18 protein-coding genes and 4 pseudogenes are annotated in these 23,698 nt (G+C 70.6%); 10 read left to right on the forward strand and 12 right to left on the reverse strand.

Features of this window, described 5'->3' with window-relative positions; all coding sequences use genetic code 11:
- Positions 1-47: 47 nt before the first annotated feature.
- Positions 48-715: pseudogene (locus tag N8I87_RS31855) on the forward strand (ThuA domain-containing protein).
- On the opposite strand, the gene N8I87_RS31860 reads toward N8I87_RS31855, so the two are convergent.
- The 3 genes from N8I87_RS31860 to N8I87_RS31870 form a co-directional block, all read right to left on the reverse strand.
- Positions 628-2,247 carry an FAD-dependent monooxygenase gene (locus N8I87_RS31860; RefSeq protein ID WP_263213880.1) on the reverse strand — a complete coding sequence of 540 codons (1,620 nt, stop codon included), beginning with the start codon at positions 2,245-2,247 and terminating at the stop codon, positions 628-630. The pseudogene N8I87_RS31855 and the gene N8I87_RS31860 sit on opposite strands and share 88 nt — an antisense overlap.
- 96 nt (positions 2,248-2,343) lie before the next feature.
- Positions 2,344-2,832 carry a DUF2231 domain-containing protein gene (locus N8I87_RS31865; RefSeq protein ID WP_263213882.1) on the reverse strand — a complete coding sequence of 163 codons (489 nt, stop codon included), beginning with the start codon at positions 2,830-2,832 and terminating at the stop codon, positions 2,344-2,346.
- On the reverse strand, positions 2,829-4,343 hold the full coding sequence (locus tag N8I87_RS31870; RefSeq protein ID WP_263213884.1) for an MFS transporter: 1,515 nt from the start codon (positions 4,341-4,343) through the stop codon (positions 2,829-2,831). Before N8I87_RS31870 ends, N8I87_RS31865 begins: the two co-directional genes overlap by 4 nt.
- A 118-nt stretch (positions 4,344-4,461) precedes the next feature.
- Between N8I87_RS31870 and N8I87_RS31875 the strand changes: the two genes are divergently transcribed.
- Positions 4,462-5,109 (forward strand): TetR/AcrR family transcriptional regulator, encoded by a 648-nt coding sequence (locus tag N8I87_RS31875; RefSeq protein ID WP_263213885.1) that lies wholly within the window; start codon positions 4,462-4,464, stop codon positions 5,107-5,109.
- A gap of 64 nt (positions 5,110-5,173) precedes the next feature.
- Here N8I87_RS31875 and N8I87_RS31880 read toward each other — a convergent pair.
- Positions 5,174-5,505: pseudogene (locus N8I87_RS31880) on the reverse strand (LacI family DNA-binding transcriptional regulator); the annotation flags it as partial.
- Between the two features lie 201 nt (positions 5,506-5,706).
- Between N8I87_RS31880 and N8I87_RS31885 the strand changes: the two are divergent.
- Positions 5,707-7,284 (forward strand): carboxylesterase/lipase family protein, encoded by a 1,578-nt coding sequence (locus N8I87_RS31885; protein WP_263213887.1) that lies wholly within the window; start codon positions 5,707-5,709, stop codon positions 7,282-7,284.
- Positions 7,285-7,331: 47 nt separating this feature from the next.
- Here the strand turns inward: N8I87_RS31885 and mmuM are convergent, their stop codons facing one another.
- Complete coding sequence (gene mmuM, locus N8I87_RS31890; protein ID WP_263213889.1) at positions 7,332-8,267, reverse strand: homocysteine S-methyltransferase; 936 nt, start codon at positions 8,265-8,267, stop codon at positions 7,332-7,334.
- Positions 8,268-8,476: 209 nt separating this feature from the next.
- Here mmuM and N8I87_RS31895 point away from each other — a divergent pair, with 209 nt between their 5' ends.
- Positions 8,477-9,886: an RICIN domain-containing protein gene (locus tag N8I87_RS31895; RefSeq protein ID WP_263213891.1), complete on the forward strand. Its 1,410-nt coding sequence runs from the start codon at positions 8,477-8,479 to the stop codon at positions 9,884-9,886.
- A gap of 116 nt (positions 9,887-10,002) precedes the next feature.
- Positions 10,003-10,449 carry an SseB family protein gene (locus tag N8I87_RS31900; RefSeq protein WP_263213892.1) on the forward strand — a complete coding sequence of 149 codons (447 nt, stop codon included), beginning with the start codon at positions 10,003-10,005 and terminating at the stop codon, positions 10,447-10,449.
- Here N8I87_RS31900 and N8I87_RS31905 read toward each other — a convergent pair.
- A pseudogene (locus N8I87_RS31905) lies at positions 10,406-11,036 on the reverse strand (polysaccharide lyase family protein); the annotation flags it as partial. The gene N8I87_RS31900 and the pseudogene N8I87_RS31905 overlap by 44 nt on opposite strands.
- Positions 11,037-11,070: 34 nt before the next feature.
- Between N8I87_RS31905 and N8I87_RS31910 the strand changes: the two are divergent.
- Positions 11,071-12,123: a rhamnogalacturonan acetylesterase gene (locus N8I87_RS31910; RefSeq protein WP_263213893.1), complete on the forward strand. Its 1,053-nt coding sequence runs from the start codon at positions 11,071-11,073 to the stop codon at positions 12,121-12,123.
- Between the two features lie 69 nt (positions 12,124-12,192).
- Positions 12,193-13,920 (forward strand): DUF2264 domain-containing protein, encoded by a 1,728-nt coding sequence (locus tag N8I87_RS31915; RefSeq protein WP_263213895.1) that lies wholly within the window; start codon positions 12,193-12,195, stop codon positions 13,918-13,920.
- Here the strand turns inward: N8I87_RS31915 and N8I87_RS31920 are convergent.
- Positions 13,865-15,247 carry a hypothetical protein gene (locus tag N8I87_RS31920; RefSeq protein WP_263213896.1) on the reverse strand — a complete coding sequence of 461 codons (1,383 nt, stop codon included), beginning with the start codon at positions 15,245-15,247 and terminating at the stop codon, positions 13,865-13,867. The two genes, N8I87_RS31915 and N8I87_RS31920, sit on opposite strands and share 56 nt — an antisense overlap.
- Positions 15,248-15,327: 80 nt before the next feature.
- Between N8I87_RS31920 and N8I87_RS31925 the strand changes: the two genes are divergently transcribed.
- From N8I87_RS31925 to N8I87_RS31935, 3 genes are read left to right on the forward strand one after another with little or no spacing between them, the layout of a single operon-like run.
- Entirely contained in the window at positions 15,328-15,696 is a 369-nt protein-coding gene (locus N8I87_RS31925; protein ID WP_263213897.1) for a VOC family protein, read from the forward strand.
- 51 nt (positions 15,697-15,747) lie between these two features.
- The gene (locus N8I87_RS31930) at positions 15,748-16,209 is read left to right on the forward strand and encodes a hypothetical protein (protein WP_263213898.1); all 462 of its coding nucleotides are present in this window, start codon (positions 15,748-15,750) and stop codon (positions 16,207-16,209) included.
- On the forward strand, positions 16,206-17,084 hold the full coding sequence (locus N8I87_RS31935) for an isocitrate lyase/PEP mutase family protein (RefSeq protein WP_263213899.1): 879 nt from the start codon (positions 16,206-16,208) through the stop codon (positions 17,082-17,084). Before N8I87_RS31930 ends, N8I87_RS31935 begins: the two co-directional genes overlap by 4 nt.
- On the opposite strand, the gene N8I87_RS31940 is transcribed toward N8I87_RS31935, so the two are convergent.
- From N8I87_RS31940 to N8I87_RS31960, 5 genes and pseudogenes are all read right to left on the reverse strand, one after another.
- Entirely contained in the window at positions 17,034-19,895 is a 2,862-nt protein-coding gene (locus N8I87_RS31940; RefSeq protein WP_263213901.1) for a glycoside hydrolase family 2 TIM barrel-domain containing protein, read from the reverse strand. The genes N8I87_RS31935 and N8I87_RS31940 overlap by 51 nt on opposite strands.
- A 12-nt stretch (positions 19,896-19,907) precedes the next feature.
- Entirely contained in the window at positions 19,908-20,723 is an 816-nt protein-coding gene (locus N8I87_RS31945) for a carbohydrate ABC transporter permease (protein ID WP_263216759.1), read from the reverse strand.
- A gap of 41 nt (positions 20,724-20,764) precedes the next feature.
- Entirely contained in the window at positions 20,765-21,730 is a 966-nt protein-coding gene (locus N8I87_RS31950) for a carbohydrate ABC transporter permease (protein WP_263213903.1), read from the reverse strand.
- 26 nt (positions 21,731-21,756) lie between these two features.
- A complete protein-coding gene (locus N8I87_RS31955) occupies positions 21,757-23,022 on the reverse strand; it encodes an ABC transporter substrate-binding protein (protein WP_263213905.1) in 1,266 nt (421 codons plus the stop codon).
- Positions 23,023-23,263: 241 nt separating this feature from the next.
- Positions 23,264-23,392, reverse strand: a pseudogene (locus N8I87_RS31960) (RICIN domain-containing protein); the annotation flags it as partial.
- Between the last annotated feature and the right edge of the window lie 306 nt (positions 23,393-23,698).

Here is a 23,698-nt window from a genome sequence, read left to right on the forward strand (position 1 = left end):
GGACACGGAGCGTGACTCCCGTCCCGGGAACATCGAAACTCGGTCGTATGACTACCCGGCTGCTGATCTACACCCGCACCACCGACCACCGCCACGACTCCGTCCGGCCGCCGTCGAAGCCGTACGCGCGCTGGGTGACTTCGAGGTGGACGCCACCGAGGACCCCGCCGCCCTGGAAGCCCCGCTGGAGGCGTACGCGGCTGTCGTGTTCCTCTCCACCGGTGGGGAGGTGCTGACGCCCGCCGGGCGTGAGCGGCACGCCGGGTACGTCGAGTCGGGCGGGGGGTTCGTGGGGGTGCACGCGGCGGCCTGTACCGAGTACGCCTGGCCGTACTACGGCGAACTCCTCGGCGCCCGTTTCGCGCGGCACCCGGAGTTCCAGCCCGGCAGGGCCGTGGTCGAGGGCCGTGGGCATCCCGCGACCCGGCATCTGCCGGCCGTCTGGGACTTCACCGACGAGTGGTACGACTTCCGGACCAACCCGCGGGGTGCGGTCCGCGTACTCGTACGTGCGGACGAGACGTCGTACGACGGCGGAGGGATGGGGGAGGACCACCCCCTGGTGTGGTGCCGGGAGCAGGGGGCGGGCCGGGTCTTCTGCACGGCGCTCGGACACGCCGAGGAGGCTTACGCCGAGCCGGACTTCGTCGCCCACCTACGTGGGGGAATCGGCTGGGCGGCCGGGGTGAGGTTCTGGCCGACGGCCGCTATGTAGCGGTCGGGTCGGACGAGCACGACAGGTGCTGCCGTGGTCAGTTCGGGCAGGCCCATGAGTTCGTCGTCGGCCAGGAAGTGCACGGGGATTCCCGCCCATCGCGGGTCGCTGTGGTGCGGGTGTGCTTCGCCGGGGCGTCCCCGTACGACCCAGGACAGGCCGAGAGGGGAGAGGCGCTGATAGAGCCGTTCGCCGCTGCCGAGGCGGGGGTTGGGCATGCGGCGGCCTGCCGTGAGCGGGCCGCGGACGGCACCGAGAGGTGACGAGTCGCTGCGGTAGGCGATGTCGAGCATGCCGACGCCGCGCCCGAACCGTGCCTGCACGGACGGACGGGCGAGGGCAGTCGGCGCGACGAGGCCGAGCAGCGCGCGGGGTATGCCCTTGCGCGTGGTGAGGACGCTGGTGGCACGGGCGGTGCCGCGCACCATGGCCTGGGCGACCGGCCGTCGTTCGGCCTCGTAGCTGTCGAGCAGGGCATCGGCCTGCGCCGGGCCCGTCCGCCGGGCGGCGGCGAGCTTCCACAGCAGGTTGTGGGCGTCCTGCACCCCTGTGTTGAGCCCTTGGCCGCCGACCGGGCTGTGGATGTGGGCGGCGTCTCCGGCAAGGAAGACGCGTCCCTTGCGATAGTGGTCGGCGAGGCCGTGGCTGAGCCGGAACTGGGACTTCCAGGTCACGTCGTGGCTGCCGAAGGCGATCCCCGACCGCTGTCGGATCAAGCGGTCGAGGAACTCTTCGCCGATGAGGACGGGCGTGTCCTGCCGGGCTTGCGGAACGTGGGCGATGATGCGCCACCTGCGGGGCTCGGGCATCGGCACGATCAGCAGCAGTCCCTCGGGGGCGAGAAAGGCGTGGCCTTCGTCCTCGGGAAGCGTTGCGGTGGTCTTGACGTCGGCCAGGACGAAGGTCGCGCCGGCGTCCGAGCGGTCCAGGGAGAGTCCGGCGTCGTCCCTCACGCGGCTGCGGCCGCCGTCGCAGCCGAGCAGCCAGCGCGCGCGAACTGTCTCGTCCCGGCCCCCGGCATGCTTCAGGGCGGCCTGGACGTGGTTGTGGTCGTCGTGGATCTGATCGAGCGTCACCCCCCACTCGACCTTGCCGCCTGCCTGGTCGAGATGCGCCTCCAGGACGCGTTCGGTGGCGTACTGGGGGATCGACAGCCAGAAGGGGTAGGCGGTGTCACCCCATGGGAGGCCGAGCAGATCCACGCGTACGGGGCCGCGTCGCCGGGTGTGCACGTTGAGGGCGGCGAAGCGGGTGCCCTCGGCCAGGATCTGGTCGGCGACGCCCATGGTTTCGAAGACCTCCATGGTGCGGGCGTGGACGACCAGTGCCTTGGAGAAGGTGGAGCGGGAGGGTTTGCGGTCGACGATGCGCACGGTCAGGCCGTGGCGGATCGCTTCGCAGGCGGCGGTCAGGCCGGTGGGGCCGGCGCCGACGATCAGCACGTCGACGTCGGTCCGGTGGCCCGCGTCCGGTTCGGCCCGTGGGGCGTCCTGGATGTGGAGGCCTTGCTCGTGTGCGGGTCCCAGGGACAACGGTCGTCTCCTTGTACGGGGCGGGTTCGGGGCTTTGAGGAAGGGGGCAGGAGGGAGGGGATCGACTCGGTGGGGAATCGGGCTCGCCGCCGGGGTTCAGGGTTGCGTCCAGGCGGCCTCGGCGCCGCTGTGGCCGACGCGGACGATCTGCAGACTGCTGCCGGTCGCCGCCGCCAGGGCGAGGAGGATGAGCGCGGCGGCGGTGAGTCGGTGGCGGGCAGGGTGTTGCGTGCGCGGGGGGTGTGCGTCCCGCCGGTTCAGCCAGAACAGGGCGGCGGCCGCCACGGTGAGGGCGCCCACCCAGGGGAGGAGGCCCTGGCCGAGGTCACCGTGCCGCTGTGTCAGGGCTGTCTCGTCGAGGCGCCGCGCGAGTGACTCGCCGGACTTGACGGTCACCGGGACCAGGGTCAGGGCCGTGAGGCTCAGCAGGAGAGGCAGCGGTCCCGCCCATGCCCGGAACCGCGGCCACAGCGCGGCCAACGCGACGGTCACGGCGGCAGTGGGTACGACGACCACGGTGGCGTGGACGATCAGCGGGTGGGCGGGCAGGCCGAAGAGACCGTCGAGCAAAGCATCCTCCGTCATTCCGGCCGCTGCTGTCCGCCGTGAGCCACCGGATCGAGGGAGACGGCGTCCTGCGTCCGGCCGACCGGACTGCGGCGCAACAGGACGGCCACGGCTACGGCGGTGACGACGGCGGTGATGGCGGCGCCGAGCAGGGCGATGTGCAGCCCGGTGGTGAACGCGGCCTGAGCCTGGTGCAGGACCGTGCCGCCCGCGGCGGCGGCGCCCGCCAGCGACGACTCGGCGGCTTCGGCGACCTGCGGCGGGACGCCGGTCAGGTGGAGGTCGTTGCGGTAGGCGGCGGTCAGAAGGCTGCCGAGAACGGCGATACCCAGGGCGCCGCCGAGTTCGCGTGCCAGGTCGTTGACAGCGGAGCCGACATTCTGCAGTTCCTTGGGCAGGGCGTCGGTGATGGCGGTGGTCGCCGGGGGCATCGCCAGCCCCAGACCGGCGCCCAACGGAATCAGACCGGCAGCGAGGTTCCCGTACGTGCTGGCGCCGTCCAGGTGGGACAGGACGGCCAGACCGGCGCCGAGCATCAGCAGCCCCGCGACCCATGGGCCGCGCACCCCCAGGCGCTGGGTGAGCAGCGGGCTCAGCCGGGAGGTGGGGATCATCCCGAGGGGCATGGCCAGCAGGCTGAGCGCGGCGCTGAGCGCGCTGTAGCCGCGCACCAGCTGCAGGTACTGCATGATCACGAACATGAAGCCGAACAGGGCGAAGAACTGCAGCGTGAGGGAGAGCGATCCGGCCGCGAAGCGGCGGTTGCGGAACAGCCGCGGGTCCAGCAGCGGGTGTCGTCGGCGCAGTTCGAAGGCGACGAAGCCGCCGAGGACGAGCAGGCCGAGCGCGCTGCCGCCGACGGTCAGCGGATCGCTCCAGCCGTTCACCGGGGCCTCGATCACCGCGTAGACGAGCGCGCCGATTCCGGCCGCCGCCAGGACCGCACCGACCACGTCCAGCGGTGCCGGACGCGATTCGGCCGACTCGGGCACGAACACCAGCGTTCCGGCCAGCGCGACGGAGGCGAGCAGCACGTTGAACCAGAACACCGACTCCCATGACCACCACTCCAGGAGCAGACCGGAGGCGAGCAGCCCCAGCACCCCACTGCCGCCGGCGACCGCCGCCCAGACGCTGACCGCCCGGGCACGCTGATCGCGCGGGAAGCTGCTGGTGATCGTCGACAGGGTGGCCGGCATGATCAGCGCGGCCCCCAGCCCCAGCAGCGCACGCAGCCCGATCAGCACGTTCGGGTCGGTGGCCAGGGCCGCCAGCACGGATCCGGCCCCGTAGATCACCAGGCCGACGATGAGCGCACGACGCCGGCCGAACCGGTCCCCCAAGGCCCCGGCGGGCAGCAGCAGCGAGGCGAACACCAGGCTGTAGGCGTCGATGATCCAGGTCTGCTGGGTCTGGTCGGCGTGCGTGTGGCGTGCGATGTCGGGCAGCGCCACGTTGAGTGAGGCCATCGCGGCGACCACGGTCGCCAGTGCGAGGCAGGTGATCGCCAGGACAGCGCCTTGGCGCACGGCTCGGCCAGGAGTCTCAAGGACAGGCGGTCGCGGATCGGAGAGCACAGAGGTCGGTCCTTCGCTGCGGGAGCAGGTACCGGCACAGATTCACGCGGCCGCTCGTACAATCTCAACCATGATGAATTCTTCGGGGCGGGGCAGAAGGGCCGGGAAACCCGACACCCGCACCCAGATCCTCGACATCGCCCGCCGACGCTTCCTCGAAGGCGGATACCAGGCGGTCACCCTGCGGTCCGTCGCCGCCGAGGCAGGTGTCGACGTCGCCCTGGTCAGCTACTACTTCGGCTCCAAGAAGGGCCTGTTCGGCGCCGCCCTCGCCCTGGCCGCCACCCCCGCCGAAACTCTCGCCCGCACCATCGAAGGCGACCCGGCCACCTTCCCCCAGCGCGCCCTGCACGACCTGCTCGCCTTGTGGGAGGACCCCGAATCGGGGGCCCCGCTGCGCGCACTGATAGCCGCCGCCACCCACGACCAGGCCATCGCCGGCCTGGTCAAGGAGGTGATGGAACGGGAAATGATCGACAAGATCGCCGCCATGCTCGGCGGTGCGGACGCCCGCAAGCGCGCCGGCGCGTTCTGCGCGCAGATCGCCGGACTCGTCGTGACGCGCTACATCCTGCGCCTCGAACCCGTCGCTCCCATGACGATCGATGAAATAACCCGCATCTACGGGCCCCCGCTGCGCCTGGCGCTGCAGGGGCCCGTACACCACAAGCCCCCTGCGCGCCATGCGTCTGCTCGGGGCCCGCTCGCCGGGGAGTGACTCCGGAGAGGTCTGCCGCGCTCGCTGTCGGGCCGGCCTCCTCGTTCCTCGAACGAACGCCGGGTCATGCGCCCGTCTCCGCGGGCCGCGTGGCCGTGCTCGCCCGCCGGACCAGCCGGGTCGACAGTTCCGTACGCGTCCCCTCCGGGCGCTCGCCCTGCATCATCCGCACCAGCAGGCGCAGGCCCGCCGCCGCCATCTCCGACAGCGGCTGGCGGACCGTGGTCAGCGCCGGGGTGACCCAGCGGGCCTCGGGCAGGTCGTCGAAACCGACCACGCTGATGTCGTCCGGCACCCGCAGCCCCGTTCGGCCAGCGCCGTGTACACCCCGAGGGCCATCCGGTCCGAGCAGACGAACACGGCCGTCGGGGGCTCGGGCAGGTCCAGCAGTTCCAGTACGCACAACACGATGCCGATGGACTCTTCGGACATGCCGTCACACTTCCTCTTGTCGAACCTCCGGCTCCGTGTGCGAGCAGCGCGCTCCGCCACCCGAACGGCCTCCCGTTCGCCTCGTGTACAGGAATACCCGGAGCCGATGTGATGCTCTGCATGTACCGGTGTGCGAACGCGAGCGCGGGAGGAGCTGGTGGGCGGATGGCGGAGGACCGGGCGGGCCCCGTGGTCGGAACCCCCTACGGGGCGGTCCGCGGCAGGTACGAGCGTGAGGTCGCGGTGTTCCGCGGCATCCCGTACGCCGCCCCGCCCTTCGGGCCCCGCCGCTTCCGGCCGCCCGAGCCGCCCGAGCCCTGGGACGGTGTGCGCGACGCGGGCGCCTTCGGGCCGACCGCCCCGAAACCGCCGTACTCCGACGTGTTCGCGCAGTACCTCTCCGACCCCTTCGTGGGCGGTGAGGACTGCCTCAACCTGAACGTCTGGACCCCCGAGCCCGGCCCCGCGGCCCGGCTCCCCGTCCTGGTGTGGCTGCACGGCGGCGCCCTGACCAGGGGATCCTCGTCCGTGCCGGTGTACGACGGATACGGCTTCGCCCGCGACGGCGTCGTCCTCGTCTCGGTCAACTACCGGCTCGGCGTCGAAGGCTACGGACTGTTCCCCGACTCGCCGCCCAACCCCGGACTCCGAGACCAACTGGCCGCGCTCGAATGGGTGTACGAGTCGATCGCGGCCTTCGGCGGCGACCCGGGCCGGATCACCCTGGCCGGACAGTCGGCCGGGGCCATCAGCATCGGTGCGCTGATCGCCGCGCCGGGCGCCCAGGGCCTGGTCCGCCGTGCCGTCCTGCAGAGCGGACCGCCCGAGGCCTCGGAACGCGACAAGGTACGGCGGATGGTCCGCCGTATGGCGGCCCGGCTCAAGGTCCCCGCCACCGCCGAGGCCTTCGCCGCCGTCGATCGCGATCTGCTGCTGCGCGCCCAGGCCGAGGTGGGGCGGCTGAGCAGCCCGGTCCTGGGCGGTCCCGCGTTCGGGATCGTCGTCGACGGCGACCTCGTCCCGCGCGACCCGCTGGAGGCTCTGGTGGAGGGCGAGGCCGCGGGCGGCGTCGACCTGCTCATGGGCTGGACCCGCGACGAGTACCGGCTGTGGTTGGTGCCGGGCGGCCTCGTGGACCGGGTGGACCGGCTCGGGCCGGTGGCACTCGCCGGCGCCATGGCCCGCTGCCGCTGCGGTCACGAGGTGCCGCGCGGCTATCGCGCGCTGCATCCCGAGGCAGGCACCTCCGAGATCGTCGGACAGATGGTCACGGACCATCTGCTGCGCCGCCCGATGCACCGGCTGGCGGACGCGCGTCCCGGATCGTCGTACGTCTACGAGTTCGCCTGGCCCTCCAACCTGCCCGGCCTCGGGGCCTGCCACGCTCTGGAACTCGGGTTCGTCTTCGACACGGGGCACGTCCCGGACTCGGCGAAACTCGCCGGCGAGGGCGCGCCGAAGGAGCTGTGCGACGCCATGCACGGGGCCTGGGTGCGGTTCGCCGAGACGGGGGATCCGGGTTGGCGGCCGTGGGATGCCGAGCACCCCGTCCAGATCTTCGGCGAAGGTGAACCGCACATCGAATGCGGCCCGCGGGACGCCGAACTCGCCCTGTGGGCGATGGCGGGCACCGACACCCCGGAGCCGGACAGCATCAACGGCACACCGACACCCGCACGCGCCGCGGAACTGGCCTCCGCGGTACGCCGCCTGCGCCGCTCGGTGGGCACCCGCAGGCACTGACTCGCGCGCCCTCCCGGCGTGCGGGTGTCGGCGGGGTCAGGTCTTGGTCAGACTGTCGCCAGCGCACGCGCGATCGAGGTGATCGCCTGGGGCCCCACCCGGCAGCAGCCGCCGATCAGGTGGGCGCCCGCGTCGTGCCATGCCTTGACCTGTGCCGTGGTGAAGGTGGCGCGGCCGGTCCAGGCGCGGGCCTCGGCGTCCCAGGTCTCGCCGCTGTTGGGGTAGACGACGACCGGTTTGCCGGTCACCCGGGCCGCGGCCTGGATCGCTCGGTCCACGTCCCCGGGCGCACAGCAGTTGACGCCCACCGCGACGATCTCGTCCGCGTCGGCGGCCAGGCCGAACGCCTCGTCCAGGGGCTGACCCGCGCGGGTGCGGTCCCCGTCGATCGTGTACGACAGCCAGGCCGGTACGCCGAGTCCGCGCACCGCCCGCAGCAGTGCCGTCGCCTCGTCGGTGTCCGGGACCGTCTCCATGGCCAGGACATCGGGCGCGGCCGCCGCCAGTACCTCGATGCGCGGGCGGTGGAAGCGCTCCAGCGCGTCGACGCTCAGCCCGTACCGGCCCCGGTACTCCGAGCCGTCCGCCAGCATCGCCCCGTACGGACCCACCGACGCCGCCACCCACAGCGGGCGCACGATCCCCTCGTCGCGGGCCTGCCGTGCCGCGTCCCGGGCCAGCTCCACGCTGAGCGCGAGCAGCCGGGCCGCCTCCGCACGGTCGATCCCGCGCCTGGCGAAGCCCTCGAAGGTGGCCTGGTAGCTCGCGGTGATCGCCACGTCGGCGCCCGCCATGAAGTAGGCGAGGTGCGCCTCGGTGACCGCCTCGGGCCGCTCGGCGAGCAGCCGCGCCGACCACAGCTCGTCGCTCAGATCGTGCCCGGCGGACGCCAGCTGGTTGGACATGCCGCCGTCGAGCACGACGGTCCCGGTGGCGAGGGCTTCGACGAGGCCGGGGGACGCTGCGGGGATGTCGCTGGTCATGCCACGACGCTAGTCGAAACGGCCCCGGGCGGTCATCGGCCGCCCGGTGTCACCCCTGCACCGCAGCGAGGGCGCCGGCGGAAAGCGCTTCCCCTCCGTCCCGTCGGACCCGTTGACCTCCCGGTGACTCGCCCTTACCTTTTCGGCGATCCCAACGTTCGCCATGACAAATGCTGTTCGCAGCCTCGAACATTGCCGGAGCGTGTGAGATGAGACGTGCGTACGCGATCCTGCTCGCCCTCTGTCTGGCGCTGACCGGCGCCCTGGTCACCGCCTCACCCGCCGCGGCCGCGGCCGGAACCGTCACCAACGGCTCCCAGTTCACCGACACCTCGGGCGCCGTCGTGCATGCGCACGGCGGCGGGGTCATCAAGGTCGGCGGCTACTACTACTGGTTCGGCGAGGACCGGAACTCCGACAACACCTTCCGGTCCGTGGACGCGTACCGCTCCGCCGACCTGAGGACCTGGGAGTTCCGCAACCGCGTTCTGACGCAGGCCGGCGCCGCCGAGCTGGGCACCGCCTACATCGAGCGGCCGAAGGTCATCTACAACGCGGCCACCGGCAAGTTCGTCATGTGGATGCACAAGGAGAACGGCGTCGACTACAGCCAGGCCCGTGCCGCCGTGGCCGTCTCCGACACCGTCGACGGGACCTACACCTACCAGGGCAGCTTCCGGCCGCTCGGCCAGTACATGTCCCGTGACCTCACGGCCTACGTGGACACGGACGGCACCGCGTACATGATCTCGGCCGCCAACGAGAACTACGACCTGCACATCTACCGGCTCACCGCCGACTACACCGCCATCGCCGGCCTGGTCGCCAATCCCTGGCCGGGCGGCCATCGCGAGGCCCCGGCGCTGTTCAAGCGGGGCGGCGTCTACTTCATGCTGACGTCGGGCGCGACCGGCTGGAACGCCAACCAGCAGCAGTACGCCACCGCGCCCTCCCCCTCCGGCCCCTGGACGGCCTGGACGAACGTCGGCGACTCCACGGCGTACGGCTCGCAGACCGCGTACGTCCTTCCGGTCACCGGGACTTCGGGCACCTCGTACCTCTACATGGGCGACCGCTGGGGCAACTCCTTCGGCGGGACCGTCAACGACTCCCGTTACGTCTGGCTGCCGTTGACCTTCCCGACGTCCACCTCGATGTCCATGTCCTGGTACCCGGAAGTCTCCGTCGACACGTCCGCCGGGACGGTCACCGGTACGAGCGCGACGTACGACACGCTGATCGCCCGGCACAGCTCCAAGTGCGCGGACGTACCGAGCCAGTCTCTCTGGCAGGGCGTCGCCATCAGCCAGTACACCTGCAACGGCGGCGCCAACCAGAAGTGGTGGTTCAAGGACCTGGGCACCGGCTACTACGAGCTGATGGGCCGGGGCGGTTCCCTGTGCCTCCGGGAGAACTCCACCGACGTCACCCAGGAGAACTGCACCGGCGCCACCACCCAGCAGTGGTCGCTGGTCACCTCCGGCTCCTCTGTGAACATCAAGGCCAGGACCACCGGCAAGTGCCTGGACGTCTCCGGCGCCTCCACCGCCAACTCCGCCGCGATCATCACCTACACCTGCAACGGAGGCACCAACCAGCAGTGGACCCGCGGCACCTGACCGGCACGCCAGGACTGGACCCACACCGGACCCACGGAGGCAGCCGCATGATCGGTCCGATCGCGGGTAGGCGCGCCGTGGCGGCGGGACACGGGGCCTGTGACAGAGGTGGCGCTATGAACGAGATCCCCGCGGAAGTCTTCGAGGCAGTGGCGCGCGAGGCCCTGCGGGATCTGGCCGGAGCGCCCGGCCTCCGTGCGTGGGAAGCGCTGGCGGGCTGCGATGTGCTGATCCCCGCGATCGGCGGTTTCCGTTACGCACGCGGTCGCGCCGAGTTCGAGCGGCTGGTGCTGCCGGTGGTCGAAAGCGTCCGCCGCGCCCCCGCTGTCATGGTCTTCACCTCGGAGGAGGCGCTGCTCAGGGCCTTCCCCCAGGTGCCCTGCCACCGACGTGTCACCCTGTGCCAGCTGGCCGCTCATTGGCCGGCGGACGAGGTGATGCTGGTCATCGACGCGGGCGGTGAGAACTCGCTGACCCTGTCCGCAGCCGAGGCGCGCCGGCTGCTCGCCGGCCGGCCCGTCAGGCCAGGAGATCCAGTGCGTCGACCGACGTCCCCGCGCTGAGGAAGCCCGTCGTCCCCGAACCGCTCACCACGTTGATCTTCAGCACGTTGTACTGGCCGGTGTCCGTGCGCCAGGCGCTCGCCGGGATGCTGTAGGTGAAGGTGTGGTTGTTGCCCCGGTACGAGCCCACGGTCAGTGACCGTGTGCTCGGCTGGGTGGGCGGGGAGGGGATCGACGAGGTCCAGGTGTCGTTGACGACGACCTGGGGCCGGCCGTTGGCGTACGCGGTCGTCACCCCGATCCGCAGGGTGTGCGCGGCGGCGGCCTGGGCGGCGGTCAGCCTGAAGTACACCAGCAGGCCGCTGTTGACGTACTTCCAGAGGCAGCAGGGGAACGCGGAGGTCTCCGTGCCGCTGCCGATCACCACGTTGCCGGTCCAGGACGCGGCCCGGACGTCGGACGGATGCGCGTACGTCATCAGGTCCGCGTTCTTGAAGCCGCTCGGCGTTCCGTTCCAGTCGCCGATCCGCCAGATCGCGGTCGCGTTGCTGGGGTTCGTTCGTCGACGGGACGGTGATCGTGTTGAGCGTGGTGGTCGTGCCAGCGGACACCGCCACCGATGTGCTGTGGACGGCCGGTTCGCCCACGCCAGGTCCTGTCCCCGTGACGGAGGAGCCACGAGTGAGACGATTCAGCGCCATGCGCATCGCCGTGCCGGCGGCGGTCGTCCTGGGCGCCACCCTGGCGGCCGCGCCTGCCCGGGCCCATGACCGGCGGCCGCCGCTCGGCATCGCCGACTGCACCGCCACCGCCTGCCACTTCGACGTCCCACCCGGCACCTACGACGTACGGGTCCGCCTCGGCGGCGAGGCCGCCTCCAGCACGAGCATCAGCGGCGAGACCCGGCGCTCCCTCCTCCCCGAGACGGCCGCGGAGGCGGGCCGGCACGTCACGCGCAGTTTCACCGTCGACGTCCGCACCCCCGAGGGCGAACCGACCGGCGCCGACGGAACTCCCGGCCTGGACCTGGCCATCGGCGGTACGGCACCGGCGCCGGCCGACATCCGCGTGACCCCGTCTCCCCACTCCCGCCGGATCATCCTCATCGGCGACTCCACCGTCTGCGACCAGCCCGGCGACCCCTACTCCGGCTGGGGGCGGCAGCTCCCGCAGTACCTCCGCAGGGGCGTCACCGTCGCCAACTACGCGGAGTCCGGGGAAAGTACGGTCACCTACCTCCAGAAAGCCCGGCTGTGGGCGACCGTCCAGCCGCTGATCCGCCCCGGTGACCTGGTCCTGATCCAGTTGGCCCACAATGACAGGACGACGGACGAGACGACGTACCGAGCGAATCTGGAGACACTGGTGGCGGGCGTACGGGTGAAGGGCGGGGAGCCGGTCCTCGTCACGCCCATCGTGCGCCGCTGGTTCAACGCGGACGGCACCTTGAACCACAACACCGCCCTCCTGGTCAACAGCCTCGGGGTCGACCACCCGGCCGTCATCCGCTCCGTGGCCGCCGCCCGCGACGTCCCGCTGATCGACCTCACCGCGAAGACGAAGGCGCTGGTGGAGTCCCTGGGCGTGGAGGGCTCCAAGACGCTGTACCTCTACGACGAGAAGCGGGACAACACGCTCACCTCCGTGCGCCGCGCCACGGTCTACGCGAGCCTGGTCCGTGACGAACTTCTCGCCCTGCATCTGGTGCCGAAGGGCAAGGTGAGGGTGGGATGAAACCCTGGGGCGTCCCGACCGGAACCGGGGCGCCCCAGGCCGGCCCCGCGGGAAGGAAGCACACCCCCGATGCACCTGCCCCAGCCCGACCGCACCCTGAGCCCGCGCACCGGATACACCCGCGCCCACTGGGAGGCCGCCGCCGACGCCCTGCTCGCCGCGGTGGAGCCGTACGCCACCGAGGACCGCGCCCTCTACCACCTCCCCGGTGACCACGAGAGCTGGTCGGGCCGCCTCTCCGACGGCCTGGAGGGATACGCCCGTACGCTGCTGCTGGCCGCCTTCCACCGCGACGAGAACGCCCTGGGACGCTACGCGGACGGACTCGCCGCCGGGGCCTCGGGCATCTGGCCGCGCATCGAGGACCGCGGCCAGCCCCTGGTCGAGGCGGCCTCGATCGCCCTCGCCCTGCGGCTGACGCGGCCCCTGCTGTGGGACCGGCTGGACGAGCCGGTGCGCGAGCGGGCGGCGGCCTGGCTGGCCGACGCGCTGACCGCCGAACCCTGGCCCTGCAACTGGGAGTTGTTCCCGGTCACGGTCGGCGGATTCCTCGAGGAGATCGGGTACGAGGCCGACGCCTCCCGCAAGGCCGTCGAGCGGGGCCTGGAACGCATCGAGCAGTGGTACGTCGGCGACGGCTGGTACAGCGACGGCCCCGGCCGCGCCTTCGACTACTACAACGGCTGGGCCATGCACCTGTATCCGGTGCTGCACGCGTGGCTGGCCGACGACGCCGGGCTCCTCGACCTGTACGGCGGCCGGCTCGAACGTCATCTCGCCGACTACGCCCGGCTGTTCGGCGGCGACGGCGCCCCGATGCTCCAGGGCCGCTCCCTCACCTACCGGTTCGCGACGACGGCCCCGCTGTGGCTGGGCGCACTCACGGGACGTACGCCCCTGGCACCGGGAGAGACCCGTCGGCTGGCCTCCGGCGCCCTGAAGTACTTTCTGGACCGCGAGGCCGTCGACGAGCACGGTCTGCTCACCCTCGGCTGGCACGGCCCCGACGTGGCGCTCCTGCAGGGCTATTCGGGACCGGCCTCCCCCTACTGGGCGAGCAAGGGCTTCCTCGGGCTGCTCCTGCCCGCCGACCACGCGGTGTGGACGGCGCCCGAGGAACCGGGACCGGCCGAGCGGGCCGACGCGGTGACGCCGATCGCGGGACCCAACTGGCTGCTGCAGTCCACGAGTTCGGACGGTGTCGTGCGACTGCACAATCACGGCAGCGAGGACATCCGCTACGACCCCTACTACACGCGGTTCGCCTACTCGACGGTCACACGGCCGCTCGGTTCGCCGCCCGACAACGTTGTGTGGGTGGGCGGGGACGCGGCCCGCACCGGCATCGTCCCGCTGGGCGTGGGGGAGGGCTGGGCGGCCTCCCGGTACACCACGGAGGGCGCCGGCGGCGGGATCGAGGTCACCAGCCTCGTGCTGGCCGAGGGTGCCGTGGAGGTGCGCGCCCATCTGGTGACCGGCGCGGCACCAGGGACCGCTGTGTGTGTCACCGGCTGGGTGCCGTGGGAGGACGAGCACGCCGAACTGGTGCCGGTCCACGGCCTGTCCGGCGACGTCGCCCTCTCCGGTACGACGGGCGACGGCTCAACCTTGTTCGTGGCCCTGGCCCGCCTCACCGGCGAGCCGGACCCCCTGCCCCTCGGGGAGCTGGTCTCCGTCGAGGTGCGGGGGCCGTACGACCTGAGCGTGAGCTGGGCCAAAGGCCCGGTGCGTCAGTTCCGGTTCAGGGCGTCAGACGGGCGATCCTCAGGGTCTTCGTGGTCGGTGACGCCCCGCTGAGCTTGGTGGCGTACGACGGGGTGACGGGTGCGTAGGCCCAGGTCAGGGAGCCGTCCTTGGACACGGCGAGGTCACCGGTGATACGGGCGCTCACCACCTTGTCCGCGCCGACGAACCTGCCGTTCCAGTCGACGAGCCGCAGATGGGTGCCGGTGAAGGTGCCGGTGCAGGTGCCCGCGGCGCACTTGGCGTTCTTCAGGGACTCCCAGGACAACAGGAGCTTGTCCTTGCCGTACGGGGCGAGATGCACGTCGACGTGCTCGGTGCCCTTGGTGTTCGACAGGTAGACCGCCTTGCCGGGGCCGGAGTTGCGGTTCTTGAGGAAGGCGATCGCCACCTGGTGGGTGCTCGTCCTCGGCGTGACCGTCCAGCCGCGGCCGCTGGAGTCGGCCGGGTTCTTCTTCGCGGAGGCGGCACCGCGGGAGGCGAACGCGGTCGCGTATCTGCCGGTGGCGGACTTCACCAGGTCGCCGGTGCGGCTGGGGAAGGTACCACCGCAGTACCCCGCCCAGCACTGCTCCCGCTGTACGACCGGGGCCACGTCCGGGGCGCCGATCCCGGTGGAGACGAACAGGCCCGAACGCCAGTCGTCGAAGCAGACGGATGTGAAGGCGCCGGACTTCTCGGCGTGCAGGGCGATGCCCTCGTTGTGGCTGCACCCCCAGCTCCAACCGCCGCCGAGCTTGGCTCCCTCGGAGCTCACGTACGACAGCTTGTCACCGTAGTGCCCGTCGGCGAAGCCGCCCGCGCCGTGCACGACGAGGTAGGCGCCGTACTTGGTGCCGTTCCAGGTGAGCCGGCCGTCCAGCGTCGGGGCGGTGTCGTGGGAGGCGGTGCCGGTGAGCTTGGTGCTCCAGGTCTTCGCGCCGTTGGTGTAGCGGACGATCGCGGCCGCCGTCTCCTTCCACTTGTTGCTGTCCGAGACGCGGGTGAGCAGCGCGAAGCCGTTGTCGTGCGCGACCAGACCACCGACCTCCTTGGCACCCTTGACGACCGTGTCCGCGCCCGAGCGCTTCCCGGCCGGGGTCAGCGGGGTGACATGGACGCCGTCCGAGGCGGGCCAGGCCACACGCAGGGTGCCGTTGGGGGCCACCGCGGTGGCCGTACGGTTCCACTCACGGACGTTGTTGTAACCCGCCGACAGATACGGATACTTGGCGGCCAGCGAGACCGAAGTACTGGTGACCGCGAGCGGGGCGGTGGTCGCGGCCCCGGCGGTGGCGTACCAGGCCCCGGCGAGCAGGCCGACGGCCGCGAGGCCGCCGATGGCGGGCTTGCGCGCCACCCGGACGCGGCGGTGACGTGTCGTGCATTGTGCAGAAGTCATGCCTTCCGGTCGCCGCGGGCCCCCGAAAAGGTTGCCGAATTCGTTCCCCTTTTCCTTCTGTACGCACCAGAATCCGACGCATGACTTCCAAGATCCGGCACGTGACGATCGACTGCGCCGACGCCTATGCCCTCGCATCCTTCTGGTCCCAGGTCCTCGGCGAACCCGTGCACGAGGACGACCACCCCGGCGACCCGGAGGCCCTGATCGAGGCCGCGGGCTTGCTCTTCGTCACCGTGCCGGACCCCAAGACCGTCAAGAACCGCGTCCACGTGGACCTCCAGCCCCAGGACCACACCCGCGACGAGGAGATCAACCGCCTCCTCGCCCTCGGCGCCACACTGATCGACGACCGCCGACGGGAGGACGGCACGGGCTGGGCAGTACTGGCCGACCCGGAGGGCAACGAGTTCTGTGTGGAGCGTGGGGTGGTGGAGCGGGGGCGGTAGGTCCGGGACAGTTCGGCGGGTGCCGAAGTGACCTGGGCCTAGCGTCTTCGTATGAGTGCCGACATCGCATCGGAGACACCCGCCGAGGTCATCACCGCCATGGTCGACCATGTGCTGGACCTGGCTGCCACCTGGACCGTCTGGGACGGTACGCCCGCACGCATCGACGACCGCGTCTACACCCCGCACAAGGCGATCCGTCGTACCGCGGACCATCTGGTCGACCACCTCGCCGAGCTGGAGGCCCGGCTGGTGGGGCAGGCACCCCAGGCGGACCACTGGCACGCCTCCGCGATCACGACGGCGGCGGACCTCGCCCCCTTCACCTCCGAGGACCTCGACGAGGCCCGCAGCCGGCTCGTCCGGCTCGCGCGTATCTGGGCGGACCGCCTGGACGTGTTGACCGACGAGCAGCTCGACGACTCGCCCGGTGCGGGCTGGAGCTTCCGTGAACTCGCCCACCACCTCGGGGGATCCCGGTACTACGCCGACGCCGTCGGGAGGCTCGCATGACCTCGTTCGCCGATCTCCACCGCGCGGGAGAGCCCCTGTTCCTGCCCAACGCCTGGGACCACGCCTCCGCGGCCGCCCTCGCCGCGCGCGGCTACGCCGCCATCGGCACCACGAGCCTCGGCGTCGCCGCGGCCGCCGGCCTGCCCGACGGCGCGGCCGCGACCCGGGAGCACACCCTCCGGCTCGCCCTCACCCTCGGTACGGAACCCTTCCTCCTCTCCGTGGACGCGGAGGGTGGGTTCAGCGAAGAGCCCGATGAAGTGGGGGAGCTCGCACGGGAGTTGTGGGCCGTCGGAGCGGTCGGTGTCAATCTCGAAGACGGGCTCGGGGACGTGGACCTGCACGCCGCGAAGATCGCCGCGGTCAAGTCGGCCGCGCCCGGGCTCTTCGTCAACGCGCGTACCGACACGTACTGGCTGGGCGAGGGCGAGGGGACCCTCCGGCGCCTCGATGTCTACCAACAGGCCGGTGCCGACGGTGTGTTCGTCCCCGGGCTGACCGACCCCGAGCGGATCGGCGCCCTGGTGCGGCAGCTCCACGTCCCCCTCAACATCCTCTACTCGCCCGCCGGTCCCACCGTCCCCCACCTCACGGACCTCGGCGTACGGCGGATCAGTCTCGGCTCGCTGCTGTACCGGCGGGCGCTGGGTGCCGCGTTGGACGCCGTGGCGGATATTGCGGCCGGGCGGGTCGTCGGCGGTACGACACCCTCGTACCACGATGTACGGGCGCTCGAACGCGGTCGGCCGGGTGCAGAGGTTTCTGGGGGACGCCCCCAGACCCCCCGGGTCGGTCTGCCCCGGGGGTCCTCGGAACCGTGTCGGTCAGTCGACCTCCGAGAAGACGAAGGAGAACTCGGTGGGCTCGACCCGTAGGTAGTACTGGGGCAGGGGGCCCGGGCCGCAGGACTGGGAGCCGATGCCGTGCTGGCCGTGGTCGAGGTTGACCCAGACCGTGTCGCCCGCGGTGAGGTCGGTGCGGTGGGCGGCGGCGTCCAGTTGCTCGGTGGTCCAGCGGCGGGCGGTGAACCAGAACTCCGGGTCGCCCTCGATGCGCAGACCGCCGATCTCCGCCCAGCGGACGTCGGCGCGTGCGCCGTTCTCCTGCGGACGGACGTAGGGCGTCTGCAGGTCGTCCACCGTCGACTGCCAGCGGCCGATCGCCGACGCCGCTCCCGTGTCCGGATAGGACTCACCCGGACCGCCGCCGAACCACTCCACACGGTCGGCGGCCGACAGCCCGAACCGGATGCCGAGCCGCGGCAGCGGTACGGTCCAGTCGCCCTCGGGGGACACGGACACGGTGAGCTTCAGCCGGTTGCCGTCCGACGTCCAGCGGTACACCGTCGACAGGCCCACCTCCCGGGCGGCGGGCGCCACCCGGGTGCGTACGGTCAGGGCGTCGTCACCCAGTTCCACGGCGTCGGGACGGTGCCGCATCCGGTGCAGGCCCAGCTTCCGCCAGAGCAGGCCGTAGCGGGTGTCGGTCTGCCAGGCGGCACCGTCGTCGTTGTCGGTGGTCGCCCGCCACACGTCCAGCCGCAGGTCGGTGACCGGAACCCCGCCGACGGTTCTGAGCGCGCCCGTCCGGGCGTCGAAGGAGGCGGGGCCGAGCGTGATCAGCCCCTCGCCGAGCGCCGGCCCGTCGGTCGCGGCGACGGACGGGGTCTGCCGCGCCGACACCGGGAACTGGCCCCATGCCACCACATGGTCCTTCGGTGCCCACGGGGTGTCGGCGGCCGTCAGCGCCCGTACCGTCCACTGCGTCTCACCGTGCGCGGCCGAGGGCGCCCGAGGCAGTTTCACGTCGGCCGACTCACCGGGTGCCAGGGTGGGCACCTGGAGGCCGCCCGACGCGACCGTCTCACCGTCCACCTGGTACGACCACACGAAGGCGAGCGCGGACAGATCGGCGAAGTCCTGCCGGTTGGTGACGCGGACGGTGCCGTCGACGCCGTCGCCGTCGATGCGGACCGGCTCGATCACCTTCTTGTACTCGATCAGGCCGGGGGAGGGCCGGCGGTCCGGGAACAGCAGCCCGTCGCAGACGAAGTTGCCGTCGTGCAGCTCCTCGCCGAAGTCGCCGCCGTACGCGAACCCGTACCGCTCGTCCTTGATGCCGTGGTCGATCCACTCCCAGATGAAGCCGCCCTGAAGCCGGTCGTAGGACTCGAAGATCCGCTGGTAGTCGGCGATGCCACCGGGGCCGTTGCCCATGGCGTGGCCGTACTCGCAGAGGATGAAGGGGAGTTCACGGCGCTTACGGGGCCCGCCGTCCAGGCCCCGGCCGATCCGCTCGACCTCCGCGTGGTCGGCGTACATCCGTGAATAGACGTCCGTGTCACGGCAGTTGACGTCGCCCTCGTAGTGCACCAGCCGCGAGGAGTCCCGGCCGCGGATCCACTCGGCCATCGCGGTGAGTCCGCGGCCGGTGCCGGCCTCGTTGCCGAGGGACCAGATGACGACCGACGGGTGGTTCTTGTCGCGTTCGACCATGCGGGCCGCACGGTCGAGCAGGGCCGGGGTCCAGCGCTCGTCGTCGACGGGGTTGTCCCGCCAGCGCTGCTCGGTGAAGCCGTGGGTCTCCAGATCGCACTCGTCGATCACCCACAGGCCGTACTCGTCGCACAGGGACAGGAAGGCGGGGTGGGGCGGGTAGTGGGAGGTGCGCACGGCGTTGATGTTGTGCCGCTTCATGAGCAGCACGTCCTCGCGCATGGTCGCCAGGTCGAGGGAGCGGCCCTTCTCCGGGTGCCACTCGTGCCGGTTGACGCCCTTGAAGAGGACCGGCCTGCCGTTGACCTTGATCAGGCCGTCGTCGAGCACGACCGTCCGGAAGCCGATCCTGAGCGGCACCCGCTCGCCCTCGGTGGCCAGCACACCGTCGTACAGGTGCGGTGTCTCCGCGGTCCACGGCCGCACCGGGACCGTCACCGGCTCGCCGGTCGCGACGTCGATACCCAGGTCCGGCACGGTGACCCGGCCGTCCACGTCCGAGTCGACGCGCAGGGTGCCCTCGCCGGTGACATGGTCGTAGGAGGCGTGCACGAAGAAGTCGAGGACGGCGCCCGCCGGCCGGTGCAGCAGGGTCACATCACGGAAGATGCCGGGCATCCACCACTGGTCCTGGTCCTCGAGGTACGAGCCCGCCGACCACTGGTGCACCCGGACGGCCAGCACATTGCCGGCGGGCCTCAGCAGCCGGCCGATCGCGAACTCGTGCGGCAGCCGGGAGCCCTTGAACTCGCCGATGTCCGTGCCGTTCAGCCAGACGCGGGCGCAGGACTCCACGCCGTCGAAGCGCAGCACCGCGCCCCCGTCCGACGGCCAGTCGGAGGGCAGGTCGAACACGTGCAGATGGTCGCCGGTGGGGTTCTCGGCCGGTACGTGGGGCGGGTCGACCGGAAAGGGGTAGAGATGGTTGGTGTAGATGGGTGAGCCATGGCCCTGCAGGACCCAGTGGCCGGGGACGGAGACCTCCGCCCAGTCGCCGGCGTCGAAGCCCGGCTCGGCGAACGAATCGTCCTCGGCGTCGGCGGTGGCCGACACGCGGAGACGCCAACTGCCGTTCAGGGAAAGAGATGTGGCGTCCGAGGAGGCGTACCAGGCCCGGGGCGGCAGTGCCCCCGAGCCGGGTGCCACGTCCTCAACGTAATCGATGGCCGTCGTCGTGGTGCGAAAAGACATCGGTCTCCTTGCTCAGCCCTTGATGCCGGTCTGTGCGATCCCCTGGACCAGCCACCGCTGGAGGAAGAGGAAGACGAACAGCAGGGGCAGGATGGAAATGGCGGTGGCCATGAAGATCAGGTGGTAGTTGACGGTCTGGTTGGTCGTGTACGAGGAGAGCGCGACCTGGACCGTCCAGGCGCTGGGGTCCTGGCCGATGACCAGCGGCCACAGGAAGGAGTTCCAGCCGTTGATGAAGGTGATCGTGGCGATCGCCGCGAAGAAGTTCAGCGAGTTGGGGACGACGACACGCCAGTACGCGCCCCAGTATCCGAGCCCGTCCACGCGCGCCGCCTCCTCCAGCTCCTTCGGGAACCCCAGGAAGTACTGCCGGAAGAGGAAGCAGGTGAAACCGCTGAACAGGCCCGGAATGATGAGACCGCGGTAGCTGTCCACCCAGCCGAGGGACGAGACCAGCACGAAGCTGGGCACGAAGGTGACGGCGGCCGGGACCATGAGGGTCACCAGCACCGCGTAGAAGATCTTGTTGGCGTGCCGGTAGGGGATGCGGGCCAGGCCGTAGCCGGCGAGCGAGCACACGAAGAGCGTGCCGACCGTGTGGAGTACGCCGACGACCAGTGAGTTCACCATCGACTGTCCGAAGTCGACCGTGGTATCGGCGAACGGCTCGGTGATGTTGCCCCACTGGATGTGGGTGGGGAAGAACTTCCAGTTCTCGCCGGTGATCTCCGGATCGGTCGAGAGGGCGTTGCGGATCAGCAGATAGAACGGGACGAGGAAGAAGCACGCGGCGACGCTGATGGCGACGTACAGGCCGGTGGAGCTCATCACCCCGCCACCGCGCCGGACGCGGCGCTCCGGGACAGTGGTCACTGGGACTGGTCACCCCTTCCGAAGCCCATGATCCTGCCCTGGAACAGGGTCACGACGCAGATCAGCAGGGTCAGGATCACCGCTCCGGCACTGCCCGCACCGTAGTTCTGGTTCTGGCCGAGTGCCGTGTAGTAGAGCTCGACGAGCGGCGGACGGCCCCACGTGGTCTTGGACAGCAGATTGAAGAACTCGTCGAAGGCCTGGTAGGCGGCCACGAGCAGCAGCAGGATCACGGCCGTCGAGGTGGCGCGCAGCTGCGGCAGCGTGATGTGGCGGAAGGTCTGCCAGCCGGGCTTCGCGCCGTCGATCGCGGCGGCCTCGTACAGCTCCCGCGGGATGTTCTGCAGCGCGGCCAGGAACAGGATCATGTAGAAGCCGGACTGCAGCCACAGCCGGGCGGTGAGGATGACCAGCCAGTACCAGGGCGGGTCGGGGTTGGCGAGCCAGGCGACGTTGTCCACGCCGAACCAGCCGATGACGGTGTTGGCCAGGCCGAAGCGTACGCCGTTGAAGATGGACATCTTCCAGATCAGCGAGGCGGCGACATAGCTGCAGGCCGTCGGCAGGAAGAACACCGACCGGTAGAACGCCCGCATGAAGCGCAGCCGGTTCACCAGCAGCGCCAGGCCGAGCGAGACCGCCCAGGTGGTGGGCACGATGAACGCGGCGAAGGCGGTGAAGGTGCCCAGCGAGCCGGTGAAGTTGCTGTCCGTCAGCATCTGCCGGTAGTTGTCCAGGCCGACGAAGTCGCTGGGTGTCACGGTGAAGCGGGCCTCGAAGAAGCTGAGGTAGACGCTCCAGCCGATGGGGATGTAGACGAAGACGATCAGCCCGATGAGGAACGGGCTGGTGAAGAGCCAGAAGTTGAAGGTGCGGGTGCCCCGCGGCCCCCGCCGCGGCCGGGTCTTGGTGACCTTGGCCGGGGCGGGGCTCGCGAGGCCACGTGTGGTGGTCGTCGACATGTCGTGGTCCGTGTCCGTCGGGCGGTCTATCCGAAGAGCTTCTTGAGCTCGGCACCGACCGTCCTGTCGCACGTGTCGAGCGCGGCCTCGGGGTCACCGCCCTTGCGGACGCAGTCGGCGAAGACGTTCTCCGTGGCGGTGATCATGGCCTGGGTCCAGCCGATGTTGTCGAAGTGCCCGTACTCGTCGAAGAGCTTCACGCCCTCCGCCGGCAGGCCCGACTTCAGCTTGGTGGCCGACTGCGCGATGGAGGTGCGCGGCGGGATGTGGAAGCCGTACGAGGTCGCCCAGTCCTCCTGGTACTTCTTCTGGTCGATCCACAGCCACTTCACGTACTCCTTGGCCGCGTCGACGTTCTTGCCCTTGGCGTTGACGAACATCGACCAGCCGCCGTTGTAGACGGACGGCTTGCCCGCGTCGGTGACCTTCGGGAACGGCATGATGCCGAGATCGTCGCCGAGGGTCTGCTGGAACTGCGGCATGGCCCACATGCCGCAGAACTGGATGGCGCACAGGCCCTGGTTGAGCGCGGAGGGGTCCCAGTAGTCGGCGGGGGCGTCGAGCAGCAGGTGACCGCTGGTGAAGAGCTTGCGCATCTTCTTCAGCCCCTCGACCACGCCGTCGGTGTGGTAGGCGATCTCGTTCTTCGCGTCGAGGGTGTCGGCGCCGGCCGACCAGATCAGCGGGTTGATGACCGCGTGCAGGTCGTTGCCGAGGAACAGGCCCTTCACCTTGCTCGTGGTGAGCTTGGCGGCGGCCTCGATCAGCTCGTCGAGGGTGGTGGGCGCCTGGATGCCCGCCTTGTCCAGGAGCGACTTGCGGTAGAAGAAGAATTGCGGGTCGTCGATCATGCGGACGCCGTAGATCTTGCCGTCCACCGTGTGCGACGTGATGTCGGCCTGGTTGAAGTCGGACTTGACCGGCTCGATGAGGTCGGTCAGATCGGCCACCTGACCGCTCTTGACGAGCTGGAGCTGCGGGTGGAACTCGAACAGGTCCGGCGCCTGGTCGGTGAGCAGCGAGGCGAAGAGCTTGCTCTCGAAGTTGGAGCCGGTGATCCACTGCGTGGTGACACTGGCGTCCTTGTACGCCTTCGCGTACCGCTTGATCGCCTGCTCGGTCCCCGCCTCGCCGTACGCGTGGAAGTACTGCACGAGATTCTTGCCCGAACCGGAGCCGCCCCCACGGCCGTTGTTGCTGCCGCACGCGGCCAGCGTGCCGGCGGCGGCCATGCCCGCGGCGGCGCGGAACAGTGATCTGCGGGACCAGTTGCTGTTGCTCATTGCCGACATGCTGACGTCCTTGTCTCGAAGCGCGGCGGTGGCTGTGGCTGCGGCTCTACGGCTTCGGCCAGATGGCTCGGATGTGCTGTGCGGTGCGGGACGTTAACCTTCGGCTAAGGCTTCAGCAAGGGGTTGGACGAAGTCTGTTCGAAGAGTTGTATCCGGTTCGGAATCCCGAACACACTGGAGTGGCAAGGGAGTTGAGGCCGCTGGGTCAGGGAGGTGGCCGGCGGCCCTCGGTCCAGGGGTGTTACTGCCTGGTCCAGGCCTCGTTGGTGCCGCCGTTGCAGCTGTAGAGAACCACGGCGCTGCCGTCGGTGGTCGCCTGTCCGCCGACGTCCAGGCACTTGCCGGTCGCCTCGTTGACGATCTGGCCGTGGGGGTGGCCGCCGAGGAGGGCGGGGCGGACATCAGGGGGCCGGCGACGGCAAGGGCGGCCGCGGCGGTCAGGAGGACCGGTCTTCTGGTGCGGGAAGTCGTGGAGTGGGGAGTCGTGGTGCGGGGGTTGGGAGCTGTTGCCCGTTAACTGGGCATGAGTGTGTTCTGGCGTGTATGAGCGGGTGTCTTGATCACGGCACCCGCGAACCCCAAAGGGAGCGGATGTTCGCCCGCCGAATGGGTGACCTTTGCCAGCGGCGGTCGTTGGATGCGAGGGGAGGGACTTCGATCTGCGGGCGGGGGTGAG

This window comes from Streptomyces sp. HUAS 15-9 (assembly GCF_025642155.1).
Taxonomy (GTDB): domain Bacteria; phylum Actinomycetota; class Actinomycetes; order Streptomycetales; family Streptomycetaceae; genus Streptomyces.

Bases quoted from the DNA above. Each gene is read 5' to 3' on its own strand.
- N8I87_RS31865 (WP_263213882.1), bottom strand. From the start codon at position 2,832: ATGACGGAGGATGCTTTGCTCGACGGTCTCTTCGGCCTGCCCGCCCAC.
- N8I87_RS31875 (WP_263213885.1), top strand. From the start codon at position 4,462: ATGATGAATTCTTCGGGGCGGGGCAGAAGGGCCGGGAAACCCGACACC.
- N8I87_RS31885 (WP_263213887.1), top strand. From the start codon at position 5,707: ATGGCGGAGGACCGGGCGGGCCCCGTGGTCGGAACCCCCTACGGGGCG.
- mmuM (WP_263213889.1), bottom strand. From the start codon at position 8,267: ATGACCAGCGACATCCCCGCAGCGTCCCCCGGCCTCGTCGAAGCCCTC.
- N8I87_RS31895 (WP_263213891.1), top strand. From the start codon at position 8,477: ATGAGACGTGCGTACGCGATCCTGCTCGCCCTCTGTCTGGCGCTGACC.
- N8I87_RS31900 (WP_263213892.1), top strand. From the start codon at position 10,003: ATGAACGAGATCCCCGCGGAAGTCTTCGAGGCAGTGGCGCGCGAGGCC.
- N8I87_RS31915 (WP_263213895.1), top strand. From the start codon at position 12,193: ATGCACCTGCCCCAGCCCGACCGCACCCTGAGCCCGCGCACCGGATAC.
- N8I87_RS31920 (WP_263213896.1), bottom strand. From the start codon at position 15,247: ATGACTTCTGCACAATGCACGACACGTCACCGCCGCGTCCGGGTGGCG.
- N8I87_RS31925 (WP_263213897.1), top strand. From the start codon at position 15,328: ATGACTTCCAAGATCCGGCACGTGACGATCGACTGCGCCGACGCCTAT.
- N8I87_RS31930 (WP_263213898.1), top strand. From the start codon at position 15,748: ATGAGTGCCGACATCGCATCGGAGACACCCGCCGAGGTCATCACCGCC.
- N8I87_RS31935 (WP_263213899.1), top strand. From the start codon at position 16,206: ATGACCTCGTTCGCCGATCTCCACCGCGCGGGAGAGCCCCTGTTCCTG.
- N8I87_RS31940 (WP_263213901.1), bottom strand. From the start codon at position 19,895: ATGTCTTTTCGCACCACGACGACGGCCATCGATTACGTTGAGGACGTG.
- N8I87_RS31945 (WP_263216759.1), bottom strand. From the start codon at position 20,723: ATGAGCTCCACCGGCCTGTACGTCGCCATCAGCGTCGCCGCGTGCTTC.
- N8I87_RS31950 (WP_263213903.1), bottom strand. From the start codon at position 21,730: ATGTCGACGACCACCACACGTGGCCTCGCGAGCCCCGCCCCGGCCAAG.
- N8I87_RS31955 (WP_263213905.1), bottom strand. From the start codon at position 23,022: ATGTCGGCAATGAGCAACAGCAACTGGTCCCGCAGATCACTGTTCCGC.